The organism is Anaerolineae bacterium, from assembly GCA_035529315.1.
In the GTDB taxonomy this organism is placed as follows: Bacteria; Desulfobacterota; Desulfobacteria; order Desulfobacterales; family ETH-SRB1; genus Desulfaltia.
The window spans coordinates 12,560-31,278 of the sequence record DATKWZ010000012.1 but is presented as its reverse complement, the minus strand read 5'-3'; the positions used below and the strand labels follow the sequence as shown (position 1 = coordinate 31,278).

Below are 18,719 nucleotides of genomic sequence, written 5' to 3'. Positions count from 1 at the left end.
TTATTATGACATACCAAATCAGCAAAGATTGTATCGGTTGCGGCACATGCGCCAAAAAGTGCCCGGAAAACGCCATTGACGGCGAAATCAAAAAACGCTTTGATATAGATCCATTCCTCTGTATTGAATGCGGCACATGCTTTAGCATCTGCCCACGAAGCGCCGTCATGGACCCTGATGGAAATCGCCCTCCCAAAAAACGCAGGAAGAAAATCTCCAGAGCTAATATTGACCCGGAACTTTGTGCCGGCTGCAGGACCTGCTTTTTAAACTGTCCTCGAGAAGCAATATCGGTCATCAAAAAAGGGCTCTTTTCCGGCGTCTATTGCCATGTGGACCCGGATATCTGCATCGGATGCGGCACATGCACTAAATTCTGCATCACAGGTGCGGTTAAATTAACCTGAGCCTTCATTCTCTTTTACCATCCACACCTTGAAATAGTATCCGCAGTTCGGGCAATAACTTATGGTGTTTTTGATTGTAGCCATATAAATTCCCAGCAGCAGCATGGGAATTCCAATCAGAGCGCCTATCACAAAAAGACAACAAAACACGCCGGCCGCTATCAGCATTAATGGCCACTTTCCTGAATGCTGTTTTATTTTAAGAATAACCATAGGGGTTTTGCAGTTGCGGCACTCCACGGAATAGTTTGTCTTTTCTGTCACACTCATAAGACTTTTCCCGCCTTCCTCTATTTTTTGGATTTATATTTGTTTATCCCAAGTGATAACCCCAGACCGCCTCCTGCAAGCCCGGCAATCTTTGTGACAACACCTGCCAGAACTATCTCGGCTGCGCTGGCCGTAACCGCAATTGCGGCAATCCCTGCCAGAAGCCCCAGGCCTCCGCCAATAAGAACCTTGCTGCCGATTTGAACAACATCTGAAATCTCCACCTGTCTTTCGGAAACAAAACTCAATCCATCATCAAATTCTTCCATCTCTCTCTTTTTTTCATTTTTCAAACGGATAGAATGTTTTGTATTTTCGTAACTATCAAGTCTCTCTTCCATATCTTTTCACTTCCTTTCAAGATTTTTAAGACCGCAGACTACTGAACTATTTGGTATTACTCACTAAAAAATAAAAATTCCTATCCTGTTAAAATAAAACAATACGTTTTCTCGTCCTTTTTTTCTTTTTTTCAGCATGATCTTTTTCTGTTGCTTTTCTGGCCAGATTGACACCTGCGCCTGCAACGCCTCCTCCCGCACCCACCTTAACGGCCAGCAGATGGGCAAAGAGCGTCTTTATTCCGATGGCGGGGAGCATGGCTATCATACCGACAGTGCTTGCTATTATGCCGGCTCCTGCTCCAACAGCCACTGTCTTGCCTATGCATTTTAAGGAGCCTCGGGAATCGCACTCTTTGCCGGTCATCTTTTTGTGATGAAGCTTGCATACATATGCACTGTATCCTCTGAATTCACATGTCGCACAATGCGGATATTCTTGCATAAAAGCCTCCTGTCTTATAAAAAAACCATACATAACCACGAGATATAAATACTTGATACCAATAGAAAAAGAAACATCACCGGTATCCCGATTTTAGCAAATTCAGCATAGCTTATAGTATTGCCGTCTTTTAGATCAACACTGTGCCGCGAACTGAAGTTTTCAACCAGTGTTGCGGCCACAGGCCCTGCCGTAGCTCCTACGATGGTAGCGGAAGACCCGGCAAGAACGCCAAGCGACAGCGCCCACCAGATTATATGGTGAGGCAGCGACAGCCCGATGCCGAATACGATCGGAAAAAATAAGGCTGTCGAGGGGCCCGCGCTCAAAAAAGCGGTCAGAAAAGCGGCCGTCCACATCAGAACAAGACACAGGGGCAAAGGCCTGCCTGATGACAAAGTGGCAATGCCGTCTGAAATATATCTCAAAATACCTGATGCCTCCAACCCTCCAACCACGATAAAAAGCCCGGCAAAAAAGAGTACATCATTAAATCCGAGCCTGCTCATAAGCCTGCGCCTGTTTATGCCGGATAACAAAAAAAGTGAAAGCCCGCCAAAGAGCGCTATGGCAGACGGGTTCAATGAAATCCTTTTAGAAATAATAAATAAAAATATTACATGAAATAAGATAAAAACCGCTCTCCTTACAGCGCTTTGTTCCCTTTTTGTAAGCCGGGGTTCCACGATCTCTGCCGTAGAGGACAAATCTTTCCGACAATCCGCAAAATTGCTGGTCTTCAGCCTCAGGAAGACAAGAAGTATGGCCATAAGTATCAAGCAGATCGGCATCATAAAGACAATAAACTGATTGAATCCAATCCCTGCCTCTGCAGAGATCAACATATTCGGAAAATCCCCTATCATGGTTGAAGCACCGCCAAGGTTGGACGAGATAACTTCTCCGATAACAACCGGCCTTGGGTCAAATCCAACAAGAGCAGCCAGCTTCAGTGTCATCGGCACGATGATAAATATGGTGGTCAGATTATTCACAAGCAACGAAAACCCATAAGTAATTAAACAAAAGAGTATGAGTATCTTTAATCTGCTTTCCCCTGCAAATTTGTATATCCTGTATGCAATACAGTCAAAAAAACCTGCTTCATCCAGAACCACCGAAATAATGCCCATACCTAACAAAAGGGATATGGTGTTAAATTTGATGGCAAAAAAGGCGTCAACCGGGCCATAGATTCCCCCAAAAAGCCCTGTTAACACACATAAGAACGCAAAAAAAAGAGCAATATATGTCCGGGCCGCAATATTCTTATATATGAAGTAGAACATTAAAACCACCATCTTGAGAAAGAGAACAATCGTCACTACCTGTTTGAACCATGTAAACGATTTGATCTTCAATCCCCTGGTTGCCGGCAACCGGTTATCAGCCGGAACATATATGTCCTGGTTGCGACCATTGCGGTTGACGGTCAGCTTAATGCTCGAGCCGGCAGGACCGGCGCTCAAGATACGCACGGCCATCTCCGGCGATGAAATAAACACCCCGTTGACACCTATGACCCTGTCCCTTTTTTTGAGTCCGGCTCGTTCAGCCGGAGAATTCGCATAGACACGGCTCACGATAATATCCGCATTTCTGCCGCCTGTTGCGGTAGAGAGAACAAACTCTGCGCCGGAATTGCCCGCGTTTCCTGTTTGAGCTAATGATCTGTTATATACACTGTTTTCAATCCTCTTTCCATAAAATGCCCATACAATCAAAAACAGGAGCAGCCCGAGAAAGAGGATCACCTTAAGGTCAAACCCCTCAAACCCGACAGTATTGTCGACCACATTCGGCCTGGCTGTAAAAGTTTTGTTCAACATTCTTCTTCCACCGGTTCAAAATGGACAAAAACCTGCTCCAGGTCCATGATCTTTTTAAGCAGCATCTCCCTGACCCGTTCAGAGATCCTTTCGCCTTCCTCGAGCGTGCATTGATTATCCACAAGGATGCTCAGATCAACCCACACCTTTTGACCAATATGTCTGGTCCTCAAATCAGAAATGCCTCGTATGTCCTCAAGGCTTTCAACAATCGTTTTTATCTCTTCGCCATAAAGATTATTGACCGAGGTGTCCATCAGGGCTTTTACGGAATCTATCAATATCTTTATGCTTACCTTGATAATAATCGCCACAACAAAAAGGGCTGCTATTGGATCAAGATGATGAAAACCCAATCTTGCCCCTACAACCCCGACAACCACGGCCATGGAAGAAAAGCAATCCGCCCTGTTTGCCCACGCGTTGGCCAGCATGGTCTGACTCTTAAACTGGGTTCCGACACAGCGCATATAACGAAAAACCATTTCATTGACGCCGATAGATATCAGCCCCATAAGAAGGGCGGTTAGATGAGGCGAAGTGGACGGCGCCCGCATAAGGTGTCTGATCGATATTGTAATAAGGATAGCAGCTCCTGAGATAATCAGGAGGCTTATGAACCCCGCGGCAACAAACTCAATCTTTCCGTATCCATAGTGAAATTTTTTACTGGTCGATTTGCTGCTGATTTTCTGGCTAAGTATTATAGCAAAAGCAGTGATAATATTTGAGCCTGAATGGAGCGCGTCAGCTATACATGCTTTGCTTCCGCTGGTAAAGCCCACGAGCAGCTTTAAAAAAACCAAAGCCAGATTTACCCAGATGCCGACCCATGCAATCCGTTTTTCACATATTTTACATCGCTTATTCCGCATAAAACTCTGCCTTAAAATTCCTCTTCATCAAATTCTTCGGTTTTCTTCCCGGCAGCATAATGACTTTTTCTTCTTATTGTCTGAATCTGTTTCTTCAGCCTTTCTTCCCTTCCAATGCCGGTAAAATGCCGTATCAGATATCCTGTCACACCGGCTATGGCAACAACGAATACCAGACGAATGCTGACCGCATTACCCCAGAAGATATAGACCGGCACATGATCGAAGTTCTGTATGCTGAACAAGACCGCGATCACAGTCAAAATTATAGTTGTTATAGTCTTCATCTATTTCCCCTATACCCCTACCGCATTGGCTGTGCAGCCGTGTAAAGATTATTTGTTGCAGGAGCGGTCTGTCCGCCTGAAAGAGGACGCCAGACCAGATTGTTAAAGGCTGCCGGATGATAGGCCAGAGGCTGTTTTCCCATTCCCGGCTTCCATTCATTTATAAACATCTGACTAAAAGCAGCCGCCACCATGGCCTGCGGAGTTTTAGGCTTTACCCTGTCATGGCTAAACACTATCGCAAGAACTGCGAGTACCATCAGAAAGACAACGCCTATTAACAAGCAGATTGTTCTGTCATTCAGCGTCTGTATTCCCTCTTTGCCCATTGCTACTTCCTCCATACTTAGAAAATGGCGTGACAAGCTTGACATGCCCGCATTTTGTGCACTCCAGACAGCGTATGCAGTCACCTGAATCAAAATCAATGGAAACATTCAGATCCATTGGACATTTGACCTCGCAGACATTGCAGCCATCACAATTTTGACTCACATCAAGATGTATAATGCTGTACCTGTTAAACAATGAGAATATCGCCCCCATAGGGCAGACAACCCTGCAAAACGGTCTCTTGCTTAGAACAAACCAGATTAGAAAACCTATAAGTATAACCAGCGCCACGTAAAATATCACGCCTGGTCCGTCAGGCAAGACCGGCAGACCCGTGGCGGCATTAACAGGGTCCCATACAGTCCAAGCCAGGCCTCCCATTAAAGTTCCCGCCGGGCATAACTTAGAAAACCAGAGATCACCGGTGATATATGGAATAACAATCACAAGCATTATTAAAACCAGATACTTCAGATAACTCAACCTGGAGGGAATCCCGTGCTTGGGTGTTTTTATCTTATAAATCAGGTCCTGCAAAAGACCGAACGGGCATAGCCACCCGCATGCCATCCGCCCCACGGAAAGTCCTATGAGCCCTATAAAACCAAGCAAATAGTAAGGTATGGCATGGATGGCCATAAAGTGCTGCAACGTACCGATAGGACAGGAGAACAGCGCTGTTGGACAGGCATAACAGTTCAAAAACGGAACACAGATTCCTTTCAGCGCATTAGCATTTATGGTCTTGATAACAAACGAACCAAAAAAGCTGTTAACAATAATAGCGCTTAAGAATTGAGTTGATCGTCTAAATTTTGATAATATCATTGTTCCAGCCTGTCCTCCTCACCATGCTCCTAAAAGCGAAAACCTGTCTGCGGACCTCCCGGGCCCGTTTGTTGAGGCGGTCAGCCGACTCCCGCAATCATGCGCAGGCCACCCTGGCCTGCCTGAGGCAGTCACCCTCCCCCCGCGGCAACGCGGGAAAAGTTGTTGGATGCCGCGCTGTAAAAATTCATCGCCTGCCCACATAAAGGACAATGTGGAACCCCTGCCATATCAAAGTTGGGAAGTCCGACTGCTCCGTCCTGTGGACAGACATATTGTCCTGTTCCTCCGGAAACCGCGGGCGATTGCACAAAGGGAGAAACAGCAGCAGCAGTCATAAGATCCGCGGCCGTCTGGACCTGTCCAGCCCACCTGTCAAATCCAAAAATAGCCCAGTAAATACCGGTAATTATAACCGATGTAGCGATCACCGCCACAAAAAACAGGCCATATTTATCTAAATCCACCCCTAAATATTCCTTCAGCATCTACTCCCTCCAAAACAATTAAAAGATGAACGTTCAACATTGAACATTGAACATCGAACGTCGAATAATGATGTCGCTCCGCTCCTCAAATTATTCTAAAATCGAATAAAAAAACAAACACCCAATGAAAAACAAAGGTTCAGGGTTCAAAAGTTGCTGTTTTTCCATTTTTACACACCCCCGTCCTCTTCGCGTCCACCCCTATTGATAGAGGGGATTTAGACGAATTGACATCCTACCTCTGTTTCTTTTGTTTTTCATTCGATGTTGGACGTTCGATGTTCGATGTTCGTCTTTTTCAGTTCCGGGTTAGCCTAACCCGATACACGACGGTCAGAGATTTGCGCCATTCTGCCAGGTCTCAGTAAAATCACCCGTTACAACCATGCCGAACAAAAACAACATAAAAAACAAAAGCATTATAATATATTTGCCGGTCATTTTTATTTTTCCACCTCAGTCAAAATTCTGACTCCCTGAACCCTAAATATTGCCATTAATAAATGCCATAATATCGTTAATCGGGATCGCAAAACCTATCCCCGAATACTGATTGTCCGGCATAAAGCACGCCATGTTAACGCCGATCACCTCTCCTTTTATATTAACCAGCGGACCGCCGTCATTCCCCTCATTAATCGATGCATCCGTCTGGATCATATCCGGATAATTCGCTCCATTTATATTCAGCTTTCGTCTGTTGCTGCTGACGATCCCCATGGTCACGGTTCTGGAAAAACCGAACGGACTACCAACGCAAAGCACAATGTCTCCCACTTCGAGCAGATCGGAATTCCCAAGCGTCACAGTCGGAAAGATATCCTGTGCCCGGATCTTAAGCAACGCAAGATCGGTTGCAGGATCGACCACTATCAGATCAGCCTGATATTCGCGTTTTGAGCCTGAAAAGAGCGTGACATTAACCGCTCCGGCGCTGCCAACCGTCTGAAAGGTGGTGAGCACATATCCCCTGCGGTCAATAATAAAGCCTGAGCCCATACTGCCGGAACTTCCGGAATAAGGGTTAATATAGGTCAATCCTGTATTGGGCTGAATCTGACCACTCGCCGGCCTTGACACGCCCACCACAGCGGGCCTGACCATTGACACCACACTGCTGATCCCTTCCTGAACCATCAACGCCGTGCGCGGCGATCCCACAGTCAATTGCTGCGCAGGAGGGGCTATGTTTGCCAAAGCAGGGGGGTAAAGATACGGCTTTGGCTGAAGAGGCGCCGGAGCATTTTGAATAACTCCCGCATTGGTCCATATAGCACCGATAATCAGAACCACCAATGCGGCTATGGGCCATAAAAAATTATTTATTCTAAAATTCTTATTCTTTTTCATCTATTTCAACTCATGACTTTTCAGCATCATAATAGCCTTATCAACATCCACAAACCGACCAGACTCAGCACAAAGGCAAATATAAACCTCAGAAGGTTGCTTTCAGCCTTTATAGATATTCTTGACCCTATCTGGGCGCCGACAATTGTAACCAGGGAAAGGGGCAATGCCAGTCGAGCATCAAAATACCCGGAAATACTGTGCCCGACAAAACCTGCAAAACCGGTAATAGGCACCATCAGCGAAGAAGTGGCCACAGCCACTTTCATGGGGATTCCGAACAACATAACCATCATCGGGACCTTAAGCCACCCCCCCCCAAGGCCCAATGTTCCTCCCACATACCCTACGACAAAGGTGAGCGGGACAGCCAGCATCATATCAATACTGTATTTATGTCCTAAAAATTCATTACTCCATTCCCATGAGCTTATGGTAAAATTAGATCTGCCGCGTTTGAGTTTAGCTTCATCCTGCAGCATAAAATAGCTTGCGAGAAAGAGGACGCAGGCGAACATAACGCTCAGTAAAGACAGATTAAAATGATGCGCAAACATTCCGCCGATAAATGCGCCGATCATAGTAGGAAATTCCAGCATAAACGCCAGCTTCAGGTCAACCAGCCCGGACTTGAAAAAATTATACAAAGCAGATATCTGGCCTGTTGTTAACATAAAAAGGCTGGTAATTGCGGCAGTCTGAAAATCAATGCCGCACGCGAGCAATATCGGAACATAGAGAAAACCGCCTCCCACTCCCAGCATGGTAAAGACAATAGATGCTACCAGAACCATCAGGCTCATTTTAATAATAATCTTTATGAAAGGATCGGAAAACCCCTGATCAACTGCCGGCGGCTCTGAAATCGGATTGACAGCGGCCACTGTCACAGGCCCCTTTGCAACCTTATCATTAGTCATGATATGACATGTGGTGCATACCCCTGCCGGCGGATGTGTCATAACCGCTTTAGTGCTGACAACCATCTTTTGTGTAATTGTATGGCATTTAGTGCAATCCGAGAAGTCCTGATGGATAGCATCGTTCGGCATCTTTTTATTCAAATTGATCGGTTCTTTGGCATTTGGCTGCGCGGCCGGAACCGTAAGCGCGGCCTGTACAGCGCCTGTCACGCGTGTAAAGAAGTGTTTTGCCCTGTTGATCGGGATGGCAAAGCCGAGCCCTGTGTATGTCCCTTTTGGCGCATAAATGGCTGTGCCGACTCCGACCACTCTTCCGTAAATATTAATAAGAGGCCCGCCGCTGTTTCCTTGATTAATGACAGCGTCCGTCTGGATCATATCCTTGTATGATATCCCTTCGATCATCATATTCCTGTGCAGGTCGCTCACAATCCCCATTGTTACGCTGTGTTCAAACCCAAAAGGGCTGCCGATGCTTACCACCCAATCGCCTGTCTCCAGCCTGTCCGAATTATCAAGCACCGCGGGAACAAAGGTTTCGGTGCTGTCGATCTTTAGCGCCGCGAGGTCAAGTGATTTATCCGTATGCACAACCCTGGCCGAAAATTGATTCTGCTGTGAACGCCAGAGCGTAACTGTAATATTTTCAGACCCTTCAACCACATGATAATTGGTTAAAATAAAACCTCGCTCATCCACAAAAAAGCCTGAGCCGATGCTCTCATACCAGACGGCCTGGCCGTCATTTCCAGTCTTTTTTTTTTGCGCCTTTACACTGACCACCGACGGACGCGCCGAGGCTACGGCCTGATTCATATTCTCCTGAAGCTGCTGCAACGCGGGTTCCGGAACAGCGCCGAATGCCGTGGCTGCTGCTGCCGCTATCAGGAATGTCAGAATCCATATTCTCATTTTTTGTCATGTCCGTGATAAAGGTTGAGCTCAGCGATGCATGGCAACAAGACTATGCGAGACGTATAATCTTATTGCATCGTCGGCCGTCCCAACCACGCCGGTGTAAACAGCAACCCCTTTTGCGGCAAGATCAGAGGCTGTATTACCGGAAATGTCGCTGCATATAAGCGCTGTAATATTGTATTGCCCGATAAGCTCTGAAATAGGGTTCAGATTGTTCGGGTTTATTATTGCATAAGAATTTCTTGCCTGATCCACCAGAATTACATAGGGCTGGGTTCCAATATCTCCGGCCACGGAAAAATTAAGTTCAGGGCCTGTGGTCAATATGGCTAAATTGCCCTGCACAGGTCCTGTAAAAGCAACCTGTTTCATTTTATTATTAACGCCCGTATTTAACCTCGTCCCCTGCTGAGTGAATCCCGGCGGCGGCACACTTATGAAGAGATGTACGTTGCCGCGAATTACATCTACCACAGCGCTTGATTGATTCCGTGTAGCTTCCACAAATCCCTTCATGTCAGGAGTCGGCATCCCGTTTACGGCTGAAATAACATCGCCTGTCTGAAAACCGACCATGGTGGCCGGCGGGCTTTCCACGTCATTAACCAGCACCCCTCTCGTGCCTGTCGGCATCCCTAAATCAGCAGCGTCATTGACGGAAAGCTCCGTCACATCCATTCCGATCCAGGAACCTTCAATCACCATATCAGCAGGGCCGATAAACGCTACCTTATTGATTTCCGGCGATCTCTGGCCGAGGACTATGGGCACGGTCTGATACTGACCGTTTCTGAATATGTTCAGCTGAACCTGTTGACCTGGTTGACCCTTTAAGATCAAAGATTGCAACTGCGCCACATCCCTTATACGCGTCGCTCCAAACCGCCTGATAACATCGCCGGTTTTAAGATCTGAGTTTGCGGCCGGCGATCCGGGCGCAACATGGCTGACAATAACGCCTTTCTTGTCCGGAAGATTGAACTGTATCTTCATGACCGCGTCAATATCCTGAATATCAGCGCCCATCCAGACCGGCTTCTTGATCGCCCCCACATCAAGCCCCATCGGCGCATTTTCAAGCTTTACATGAAAAGATTTTTTCCTACGGTTCCTGTTGACCACAAGTTTTATAACATCTCCGGCCTTTCTGTTTATCAGTATCTGCCCAACCTGTTCAGGCCCGGTCACCTGTTTATGGTCGCATTTTAACAGGACATCGCCGATATTGATCCCTGCCTTTTGAGCCGGAGAGAGCGAAACAACGGCATCGACATAAGCGCCGGTATTGGGCTGAATATTCAAATCTTTGGCAACAGCGCCGGGAACACTGACCAGCTTCATGCCAAGATACGGCCCTGCGGGCTGATTTTGATTAATAAGTTGAATCTGGCCGTTGCCTATCCCTGAAGGAAAGGTCGGATTGTTGATCAACTGAATCTGGCCATTGCCTATCCCTGAAGGAAAGGTCGGATTGTTGATCAACTGTGCCTGACCACCCTGCAGCCGAGCCAGCTTTGTTTCAGGTCTTTCTACCCCCTCAATGCCGATAGGGTCCATGTTGTCCACCCATCCATACATCAAGGCCAGAAGAACCACAAATGCCAGAACACTGATCGGGCCGAACCATATTAATTTTTTATTCATATTAAAAAGTGCCTCTTCTAATAAATTCTGCCGCCAACAACAGGTGAAGCCGGATATATCCCTGTCGGCGCGGGACGTGAAATCACACTTCTTGTATCTGTTGGAGTAAGGCGCCCGCTCATATACGTTCCAAGCGCCGCCTGCGCTGGTCCGGTCACGCCGGAATAGACGTTTACCCTCAAAGTATGCAGGGTTTGGAGCGCATTCGGACTAAAACTTCCGGCAATAACATTGCTCACTCCGGAATCGACTATATATTGACCGGTCTGGATCCCCCTGCCGCTTAGATCATTGGCATTGGGGTTGGCCAGAACCTTGTAATTGTTCAATGCAGGATCAAAAATAACAAAATAAGGGCTTTCCCCGAACTGATATGAAACCTGATAACCCAGACCAGGGCCCATAACAGCTACCGCCACCTTGCCGGAGTATGGACTTGCCACCAATCTCTGAGCCTGTTGTTGCCCCTGAAGGGCGCGGGTAACATCCTGCTGTGTCTTGGGAACTCCAAGCTGCTCCGCCAGCGTCTCTATCTGATTCTGAGTCATCGGCGCCGTGGCTGCGACTCTTTGAGCCTGTTGTTGCCTCTGAAGGGCGCGGGTAACGTCCTGCTGTGTCTTGGGAACTCCAAGCTGCTCCGCCAGCGTCTCTATCTGATTCTGAGTCATCGGCGCCGCGGCTGCGGCAGGAGCAATATTTCCGTAAAGGTTCTTTGGCAGTTTCATTAATATATTTCTGGCCTTATTGCCCCGGTAAATCTTCATCTTTGCGACAGAACCGGGCTTAAAACCATTCAGGGCCGCTTCAAAATCATTAGTGGTGTCAAGCCTGATCTTGCCCATCCGGATAATCTCATCCCCCTGTCTCAAGCCGGCGCTCTCGGCAATGGAATTTGAAGCCACCTCCAGCACCATGACCCCGTCTTCGTTGGCCAACCCTAATTTTTGCATCATCGCCGCGGTTACGGTCTGAATCTTCAGCCCCAGAGTTCCGGATGTGATCCTGTTCAATGCAGCAGCCATGACCTGTGGTTTATTCTTTGGTTGAATTCCATCAACCACCTTATGGCACAAGAGGCAATTCCCCCAGTATTCGTGAATCATTTTGTCTTTAATAGATATAGGAGGCCCTGCCATTACCCGGGAGACAGGGTTGCCGGCGTCAGTGGTAAGATGACATTTATTGCAATTGCCCCAGTAAGGATGGAGCATCTTGTCTTTCACCCTTATCGGCGGCGCACTCGGCGCGACCGCAGCGGCAAGGGCAAAATTCATATTCTGCTGTTTACGAGTACAATGCCATCCTGTCCATCCCAGTACCAGAACCAAAAGAATCGCCAGTGCGGCAATAGCCGGCTTAAACTGCTTCATACAGAATTCATATTCAACCTTTTTCATAAATACCAACCTTGATGCATTCGTAAAAAGTCTAATATACCACTTAACTTTCAAACAACTAAATCATAACCCTTTAATGTGGCAGACAAGTTATTTCCGGTTGTAGTGCCGTAAAGCGGCATGATCTAAGTTTTTACAAGTTCATCAACCGGACACAACATTACTCTTACAATTGATTTTCTCTCCATCAAATCCGCCATAACCTTCTTTGCCTCTCTCTTTATTGCTTCGCCTTGAGACACGCTCATTTTCGCGGGAACATTGAGCTCTATCTTAAATTCGACAGACCTGCCGATTTCTCTTGCATGGACATTTTTAATTCCAACAACATTTTTCAATCCTGTCAGCGCCTTGTGAGCGGCCTCCAGGACATCCTCATCAGGCGCTTGGTCCATAAGCTTTGATATCGAGTCCGCAACCATTTCAATGCATATCTTCAAAATAATCACTCCAACGATTATGGCTGCCAGCGGATCCATAAAATGGAATCCCATCTTAGACCCAACGATGCCGATCAAAACAGCTATGGAAGAATAGACATCCGAGCGGCTCTCCCATGCCTTTGCCACCATTGAGTGGCTGTTGATCTGCGTGCCCGCGCAGATACTCTGCCGGAACATCAGCTCATTAACGATTATCGAAAAAATGGCGCCCCATGCAGCGGACAGACACGGCTTGATCTCACGGCCCGACATGATGACCACGACACCGTTATAGATGATGTAACAAGCTATAACAAACAGGAAGAGATAGATCACAATCCCGACAAGATACTCGGCCATTCCATATCCGTACGGATACTTTTCATCCTCCTCCTGATCGGAAATCCTGAGCCCTATGATCATAACAATAGTCGCCAGGAGATCAGCGCTTGAATGTATGGCATCCGCGATCAGCCCCTTGCTCCTGCCAACAACCCCAAGGTAGCCCTTTATTAGAATCATCAATATGTTTCCGAGTATATTGACGGTTCCAACGCTGGCCGCGCACTTTTTGCATGCTTTGTGTTTCATTGCTGGTTGTCTTCCCGCGCAGTCGGGCCGGCGTCATTATCAATTTCATCATCAATCTCTCTTTCCAACCTTGAGATGCCGCGCAGGAGCATGCCGGCAACTCCTAAAACAGCAATGATGATTGCAAGTCCCGCGATTTTTAATATAGACATAACAGCTCACGGTTGCCGGTTATATGGTGTACGCCTGACAAAAACATAAAATGTAATATCCTTTTCATCCTGACTCCTAAATAACGTAATGCCCCTTTAACATGGCAAAAATCATAATAAAAAACAGGAATTGCTGGGTATGCAGGATATATATCCCCTTTTTGACCTTTCCCGGAGGATATTTAATCCACATTAAAAAACCGCCGAATGTCAGCCATCCCATTATAAAAAGGGCCAAAATCAACCAGTTGTTCGACCAGAGCGAGACATAACAATGGACACACGCCGCAACAAAGGATGCTGTATTAAGCCAGATATGATAAACAAGCAGTTTGTTAAAAAGTTTCTGCACATTTTTAACATTGTAATACAGCCGGAACCTTTTGGCCGGGAAATAAACGTTTGCGGCAAGGAAGAGTACCATGCACAGATTCCCGCTGCCGGTTGCCAGGTTATAATCGGAATTAAAGGCATAAAAGACCGCCAGCGCCAAAAATGCGGCAATGAATATGAGTCTTTGTATTAAAGGACCGCTTCCAAAAAGCTCCAGATTATATATGCCTGTCTTTACTTTCAATGTTTCTCTTTTATCTGATATGATCTCATAAAAAGCTTCTAATACTTTATAGGCACAAGCTTCTTTGCCTCTTCCTCTGCTTTGAAGTAAGCCAGATCCTTAAAGCCAAATATTGCCGCATAGATATTGGTGGGAAACTTGGCCATATTTGTTGTGTATATATTGACTGCGTCATTGAATTTAATCCTTTCATCAGCCATGTCCTTTTCCACATCAATCAACGCTGTCATAAGGCTCTGAAAGGTAGTGGAGAGCTTAAGATCAGGGTATTGTTCGGCTATGGCCAGCAAATTGGCAAACGGGGATAAGGCGTCGGCTGATTTCTTCCCGGCTGCCCTGTCAAACTGCGCTCCTTTAAGTTTTTCAGGCGAAATGCCATCTGCTTGTTCCAGCTTTTTAAGGAGGTTTTCAAACTCCGGATCATTTAACCCGCTTTTTGGCAACATGGAGCGCAAGCTCACAATCGCTGTAAAAACGCCGCTTTCATACTTTGAATAATCAAGCACCGCCTTTGACAGATTTATTGATATATCGTTGCGCCTTTGCATCAGCGCTTCGACCTTGCCCCCTGCCGCCAGAGCGTCCTGTTGCGTAGTGACGAGCAGATTATAATAATATATGGAACCGATGGTCACTATGACAGCTATGATAAGAGATGTAATCTGAACCCACTTTTTCTGGACAAATGAAACAAGGGGATGAAGCCTTGACAGATAATAGTCATGCCTTGACATGATCTCGTAAGAGTTCAGATCGTATTTTCTCCCGTATGCGTTTTTAATGATACGGCTAATGCGGTTGTCTTTCGTAAATTTCATATTAGTTATACTTTTAATTTAATTTCTTGATCCCGTGAACAATAGAAATCACCCCCGCGATAATCAGCAGGACAGGAAAAAAACCGTTGAAAAAATCAGCCACAGCGTAATATTCGTCATAAAGACCATAAAGGCCAAGAATAAGGAATATCGCGGCCGCGGCAAGATTTATTTTTTTAAAACCTGTCTTGCCCAATACCCCAACTGCCAGACATAAAAGCCCTAACAAAATAATGATCGGCTGAATCGCCCCCTTGATGAATTCAACCACAAAAGTACTGTTAAGATAGAGCAAAAAGAGGCCTAAACCAAAAACAATCTGTCCCCCGATAATATGAGCCTTTCTCATTTTATAAATCCCCATCCCTTTATTTAGTCCCTGCTTTACTTGATTTATTGAGGAGCGCCGTTATTAATCCATGCAATAATCAACCGGCTGTCAGGCCCTGCGAATCTGTGCATAGGGCCGCCGATGTGCACAAGAGCCTTTAATAACCCATTATCCACATACATCTTGACATTCTCGTATGTGGTCAAATTGCGAAACTGCCCTGAATGACACCGCAAGCAGTTCCTGGATAGAATATGTTTTATAGTGTTATTGTATGTGATTTGATTTTTTTGTGTATTTGGCAGAGAGGCTCCGGGCTGGCATATCTGTCCGTTAGGCCCTGCCGCATGAGGTCCTGGTATAAAATTGGCTTTTGTCACCGGCTTTTCCGGGGCCCCGTTGTTAATCCAGTTTAAAATTGTCTGGGCATCATTTCCTGCAAAACGACTCATCGGCCCCTGAACCATACCCGCAAGCATCCCGCTGTCTGCATAGAGTTTTAAATTATCATAATCCATTAAATTTCTTGTCATCCCTGAATGGCATCTTGCGCAGTCAGCCATGATAATATTCTTTATGGTATTTTCATAATATACTTTTCCCGCCAAAGGGTTTCCCGCGCGAACAGGAAAAGTCAATACGATTATAATAAGAGCAAGCATGGCCGAAAAGATCAATCCCTTTATAAACATCGTCAATCTCTTTCATGGCAAGGTCTAATATTCATCATCCTGCTCGCGATCAAGTTCCATAACCTTAGTAAAATATACGGCCGCTGCTTTGTGGTCATCCTTTCGCACATTCAGGAACCCAAGATGCTGATGGTATTTGACCTCCTTTGGCTGAAGCTCAACAGCCTTCTGCATGGCCTCAATTGCTTTTTCTATCTCGTCGAGCCCGTCGTGGGCTATCCCCAGAAGATAATATGCCCTGGCACTGTTGGGAGCTATTTTAACAAGAGATTCAAACTCCTTAATCGCTTCCTTGTAATTCTTTGCCTTCATATAGAGAGTGCCTCTGCGATAGATCGCACCCTTATGCTTTGGATCCAGCTTCAAAACCTTGTTGAATGCGCCTGCGGCGCTCTTGTTATTACCGGCTTCCGACAGGGCCACGCCAAGCTGATAATGCGCCTCTGCGTTGGAAGGCTCAAGCTTTGCCCATTCTTTCAGGTGCTCCAGCGCCTTTTCATACAAGCCCTTCTTGATATAGTAAGTGCTTATATTTCGGTAAATTTTAGACTTGTCTATGGGTGTAAGATCAAAAAGTTTATTGTAGGCATCAAGGGCCATGTTCAAAAAACGACCGCAAAAGAGTAAAAACGAATGTACATAAAACAGGATTGAAGGCCCGGAATCTTCCGGTTTTGGCCTGGCTTTTTCCCCGGTTTTCCGCTTCTGTTTTCTTTTTATCCCCTCTGGCTGCTCATCTTCCTGAAATTCATCATCTTTTTCAGGTTCATCTTTTTCAAGTTCATCTTTTTCAAGCTCATCTTTTTCAAATTCATCTTTATGCATTTGTCGATTCCTCCCTTGCTTTTGGCGGAATAACGCCGGCTAACGTGGCCAGGAGACCTAACAAAATCATCAAAACAGGAAGGCCTCCCTTGATAAAATCCGCCACATAATAGTACTCATCAAAAAAACCCCATATCCCCAAGGCAATAAAAAATAATCCCAGGATGATTTGCAGCATAATCCCCTCCAAAAAATGTGGTTTACCATATTTTTACCCCCCTCCCCCGCACAATACGCTTCATGGCACACAAGATGGCGGTTGTGAGGTCATTTTTCCGGAGGTTTTGATATGGTAGTAAAAAATCCTTTTTTTTCTTATACTTTTTTCTTTAAAACAGCCACCTGATCGGAGCGAAGCTGGTTTTTTTCTATGTTTCTCAAAAATTTTTGCCCAGTCAAGAGCTATTTTTTTTCCTCTAACTTCAGGGACATGTTCGTCTTGTGCATGCATATATGGTTCATAAAAACCTTCCCCCCATGATCAATTGGGCTGCGCATTATCCGTCTCCTTTTCCTCAACCATGGCTTTACCCTCAACCATGCCCTCATTTTTTTGCGGGTTCTTCCGCGGCTCGGATAAAAGGTTCGCCATCCGGCCAAGCGCGTCCAGTATACGATCGGTTTTGTCGGTCAACAGCCGCACATCCTGTTGCATTTTTACTATCGCTGCTCTGTCAATCAGGGGCTCTTTTATAGCTATGGTTGGCCGTGATTCAGAGATCTCTTTCTTCTGAACCGCGGCATTAGCTTCATTTTTTTGCAGGTTCTGCTGCTGTTCCACCATCAATATCTTCATCTCGCCAAGTTCCACTATGGCTCGATCCACTTTATCGAACAACAGCCACATCTCTTGTTCAACCTCAATAGCTGACATTTTGCTGGAAGCAGGATCTTGACCGGTTGTGGATAGCCGCGATTCCGGAGCCGGGCCCCCTGGATTTATGTCGTTCAGGCTCTCTGGATTTATGTTGTTTTGAATCTGTGGGACAGGCAACTTTGAAGTAACACTTCCGGAGTTTTTGGGGGCTGATTCCACTTTTTTCCGGGCTAATGCCGTGACAATATTCGGCTGGTCAGCCTGGATCAAGGCTGCAAATCCCAAAGAAGCAGCGATCGACAGATAAACCGCGGCGCAAAAAAAGGCTTTGGTGTGGGATTTTTTAGAAAAGACACTCCTGATCTGTAACAAAAGATAGATAACTATCCCCGCGGGAATCAGAAACTCTATCATAATATATGCGGGCTTTAAGAAAAAAGGCCAGTTTGCGAAAAAGGGGATATCAATAATTGCCTGGTGTAAGGTGAGATTGTTTCGGAAACCCATGATAAGAGGGAAACAGCAAAACAGGGACAGGACAAAAACGAGAAAGATCGTCAGCAGATTAGCCCTTAGAAAAAAAAGCGAGGTGTGGATCATGACAACCGCGCTCAAAAAGAAAATAAACACCAGCTTGTAGTAAGAGATATTAAAAATAAGGAGATGTTGCTCCGGCTGAGGCGATTTTATTAAAAAGACCAATAACAGGGGAACCGCTAACCCCACCAGGAGAAAACAGGTCGCAACAAAAAGGAGATTTTGCCCCACCCCTTTTTCAAGACTCTCCTCTTGAAAAGATGTATCCTTTTCCACAGGCTCATGATGTTTCATCTTCATATTTGTAATCAAAGAAAACATGGCATTCTTTTGTTTCATCCCTGACTTTTTGTGCTATTTGGGCACAAAAAGACCCAAAGACCATGCAAGCAAGTCCTTGGGCTTTGTAAAGCAACCGTTTGTAATTTATATATATTATCTGTCTGTCTGTCTGTCTGTCTGTCTGTCTGTCTGTCTGCACAAACCATACCAAGACCGGTGGTTTTTCTGTAGTTCTCATTAAAAAAGTCAGACTTTTATAATGAGAAAGCAGCCATGAAAATCCCTTTGTCATCGCAATTCACACCCTTGCTTAAAGTTACTCAGGTTTCGCGCCTGTTTT

24 protein-coding genes are annotated in these 18,719 nt (G+C 45.8%); 1 reads left to right on the top strand and 23 read right to left on the bottom strand.

The features are described 5' to 3' along the window. Positions 1-5 precede the first annotated feature (5 nt). Complete coding sequence (locus tag VMW78_01960; protein HUV49773.1) at positions 6-407, top strand: 4Fe-4S binding protein; 402 nt, start codon at positions 6-8, stop codon at positions 405-407. On the opposite strand, the gene VMW78_01955 is transcribed toward VMW78_01960, so the two are convergent. From VMW78_01955 to VMW78_01845, 23 genes are all read right to left on the bottom strand, one after another. After that, positions 399-677, bottom strand: a complete 279-nt coding sequence (locus VMW78_01955) for an LITAF-like zinc ribbon domain-containing protein (GenBank protein HUV49772.1) — start codon at positions 675-677, stop codon at positions 399-401. The genes VMW78_01960 and VMW78_01955 overlap by 9 nt on opposite strands. A gap of 20 nt (positions 678-697) precedes the next feature. After that, the gene (locus VMW78_01950; GenBank protein ID HUV49771.1) at positions 698-1,018 is read right to left on the bottom strand and encodes a hypothetical protein; all 321 of its coding nucleotides are present in this window, start codon (positions 1,016-1,018) and stop codon (positions 698-700) included. Between the two features lie 88 nt (positions 1,019-1,106). Further along, positions 1,107-1,463: a hypothetical protein gene (locus VMW78_01945; protein HUV49770.1), complete on the bottom strand. Its 357-nt coding sequence runs from the start codon at positions 1,461-1,463 to the stop codon at positions 1,107-1,109. A 14-nt stretch (positions 1,464-1,477) separates the two neighbouring features. Continuing rightward, the gene (locus VMW78_01940; GenBank protein HUV49769.1) at positions 1,478-3,292 is read right to left on the bottom strand and encodes an SLC13 family permease; all 1,815 of its coding nucleotides are present in this window, start codon (positions 3,290-3,292) and stop codon (positions 1,478-1,480) included. Beyond that, positions 3,286-4,167 (bottom strand): cation diffusion facilitator family transporter, encoded by an 882-nt coding sequence (locus VMW78_01935; protein HUV49768.1) that lies wholly within the window; start codon positions 4,165-4,167, stop codon positions 3,286-3,288. The genes VMW78_01940 and VMW78_01935 overlap by 7 nt, the downstream gene beginning before the upstream one ends. 11 nt (positions 4,168-4,178) lie before the next feature. Then, positions 4,179-4,454 carry a hypothetical protein gene (locus tag VMW78_01930; GenBank protein HUV49767.1) on the bottom strand — a complete coding sequence of 92 codons (276 nt, stop codon included), beginning with the start codon at positions 4,452-4,454 and terminating at the stop codon, positions 4,179-4,181. A 17-nt stretch (positions 4,455-4,471) separates the two neighbouring features. Continuing rightward, positions 4,472-4,783 carry a hypothetical protein gene (locus tag VMW78_01925; protein ID HUV49766.1) on the bottom strand — a complete coding sequence of 104 codons (312 nt, stop codon included), beginning with the start codon at positions 4,781-4,783 and terminating at the stop codon, positions 4,472-4,474. Next, a complete protein-coding gene (locus VMW78_01920) occupies positions 4,752-5,615 on the bottom strand; it encodes a 4Fe-4S binding protein (GenBank protein ID HUV49765.1) in 864 nt (287 codons plus the stop codon). The genes VMW78_01925 and VMW78_01920 overlap by 32 nt, the downstream gene beginning before the upstream one ends. A gap of 131 nt (positions 5,616-5,746) precedes the next feature. Further along, positions 5,747-6,103: a hypothetical protein gene (locus tag VMW78_01915; GenBank protein HUV49764.1), complete on the bottom strand. Its 357-nt coding sequence runs from the start codon at positions 6,101-6,103 to the stop codon at positions 5,747-5,749. A 483-nt stretch (positions 6,104-6,586) separates the two neighbouring features. Then, positions 6,587-7,453, bottom strand: a complete 867-nt coding sequence (locus VMW78_01910) for a trypsin-like peptidase domain-containing protein (GenBank protein HUV49763.1) — start codon at positions 7,451-7,453, stop codon at positions 6,587-6,589. Between the two features lie 26 nt (positions 7,454-7,479). Beyond that, positions 7,480-9,288 carry a TSUP family transporter gene (locus VMW78_01905; protein HUV49762.1) on the bottom strand — a complete coding sequence of 603 codons (1,809 nt, stop codon included), beginning with the start codon at positions 9,286-9,288 and terminating at the stop codon, positions 7,480-7,482. Positions 9,289-9,318: 30 nt separating this feature from the next. After that, positions 9,319-10,938 carry a PDZ domain-containing protein gene (locus VMW78_01900; GenBank protein ID HUV49761.1) on the bottom strand — a complete coding sequence of 540 codons (1,620 nt, stop codon included), beginning with the start codon at positions 10,936-10,938 and terminating at the stop codon, positions 9,319-9,321. Between the two features lie 17 nt (positions 10,939-10,955). After that, on the bottom strand, positions 10,956-12,335 hold the full coding sequence (locus VMW78_01895; GenBank protein HUV49760.1) for a magnetochrome domain-containing protein: 1,380 nt from the start codon (positions 12,333-12,335) through the stop codon (positions 10,956-10,958). A gap of 125 nt (positions 12,336-12,460) precedes the next feature. After that, positions 12,461-13,348 carry a cation diffusion facilitator family transporter gene (locus VMW78_01890; protein HUV49759.1) on the bottom strand — a complete coding sequence of 296 codons (888 nt, stop codon included), beginning with the start codon at positions 13,346-13,348 and terminating at the stop codon, positions 12,461-12,463. After that, positions 13,345-13,500, bottom strand: coding sequence for a hypothetical protein (locus tag VMW78_01885; protein ID HUV49758.1), 156 nt, complete (start codon positions 13,498-13,500; stop codon positions 13,345-13,347). Before VMW78_01885 ends, VMW78_01890 begins: the two co-directional genes overlap by 4 nt. Positions 13,501-13,576: 76 nt before the next feature. Beyond that, positions 13,577-14,077: a hypothetical protein gene (locus tag VMW78_01880; protein ID HUV49757.1), complete on the bottom strand. Its 501-nt coding sequence runs from the start codon at positions 14,075-14,077 to the stop codon at positions 13,577-13,579. Between the two features lie 38 nt (positions 14,078-14,115). After that, the gene (locus VMW78_01875) at positions 14,116-14,895 is read right to left on the bottom strand and encodes a LemA family protein (protein ID HUV49756.1); all 780 of its coding nucleotides are present in this window, start codon (positions 14,893-14,895) and stop codon (positions 14,116-14,118) included. Positions 14,896-14,908: 13 nt separating this feature from the next. Continuing rightward, complete coding sequence (locus VMW78_01870; protein ID HUV49755.1) at positions 14,909-15,244, bottom strand: hypothetical protein; 336 nt, start codon at positions 15,242-15,244, stop codon at positions 14,909-14,911. A 44-nt stretch (positions 15,245-15,288) separates the two neighbouring features. Beyond that, positions 15,289-15,918, bottom strand: coding sequence for a hypothetical protein (locus VMW78_01865; GenBank protein ID HUV49754.1), 630 nt, complete (start codon positions 15,916-15,918; stop codon positions 15,289-15,291). 24 nt (positions 15,919-15,942) lie between these two features. Further along, the gene (mamA, locus tag VMW78_01860; GenBank protein ID HUV49753.1) at positions 15,943-16,743 is read right to left on the bottom strand and encodes a magnetosome protein MamA; all 801 of its coding nucleotides are present in this window, start codon (positions 16,741-16,743) and stop codon (positions 15,943-15,945) included. Next, positions 16,736-16,921, bottom strand: coding sequence for a hypothetical protein (locus VMW78_01855; GenBank protein HUV49752.1), 186 nt, complete (start codon positions 16,919-16,921; stop codon positions 16,736-16,738). The genes mamA and VMW78_01855 overlap by 8 nt, the downstream gene beginning before the upstream one ends. A gap of 303 nt (positions 16,922-17,224) precedes the next feature. Continuing rightward, the gene (locus tag VMW78_01850) at positions 17,225-18,436 is read right to left on the bottom strand and encodes a hypothetical protein (protein HUV49751.1); all 1,212 of its coding nucleotides are present in this window, start codon (positions 18,434-18,436) and stop codon (positions 17,225-17,227) included. Then, the gene (locus VMW78_01845) at positions 18,378-18,671 is read right to left on the bottom strand and encodes a hypothetical protein (GenBank protein ID HUV49750.1); all 294 of its coding nucleotides are present in this window, start codon (positions 18,669-18,671) and stop codon (positions 18,378-18,380) included. Before VMW78_01845 ends, VMW78_01850 begins: the two co-directional genes overlap by 59 nt. Positions 18,672-18,719: the final 48 nt, after the last annotated feature.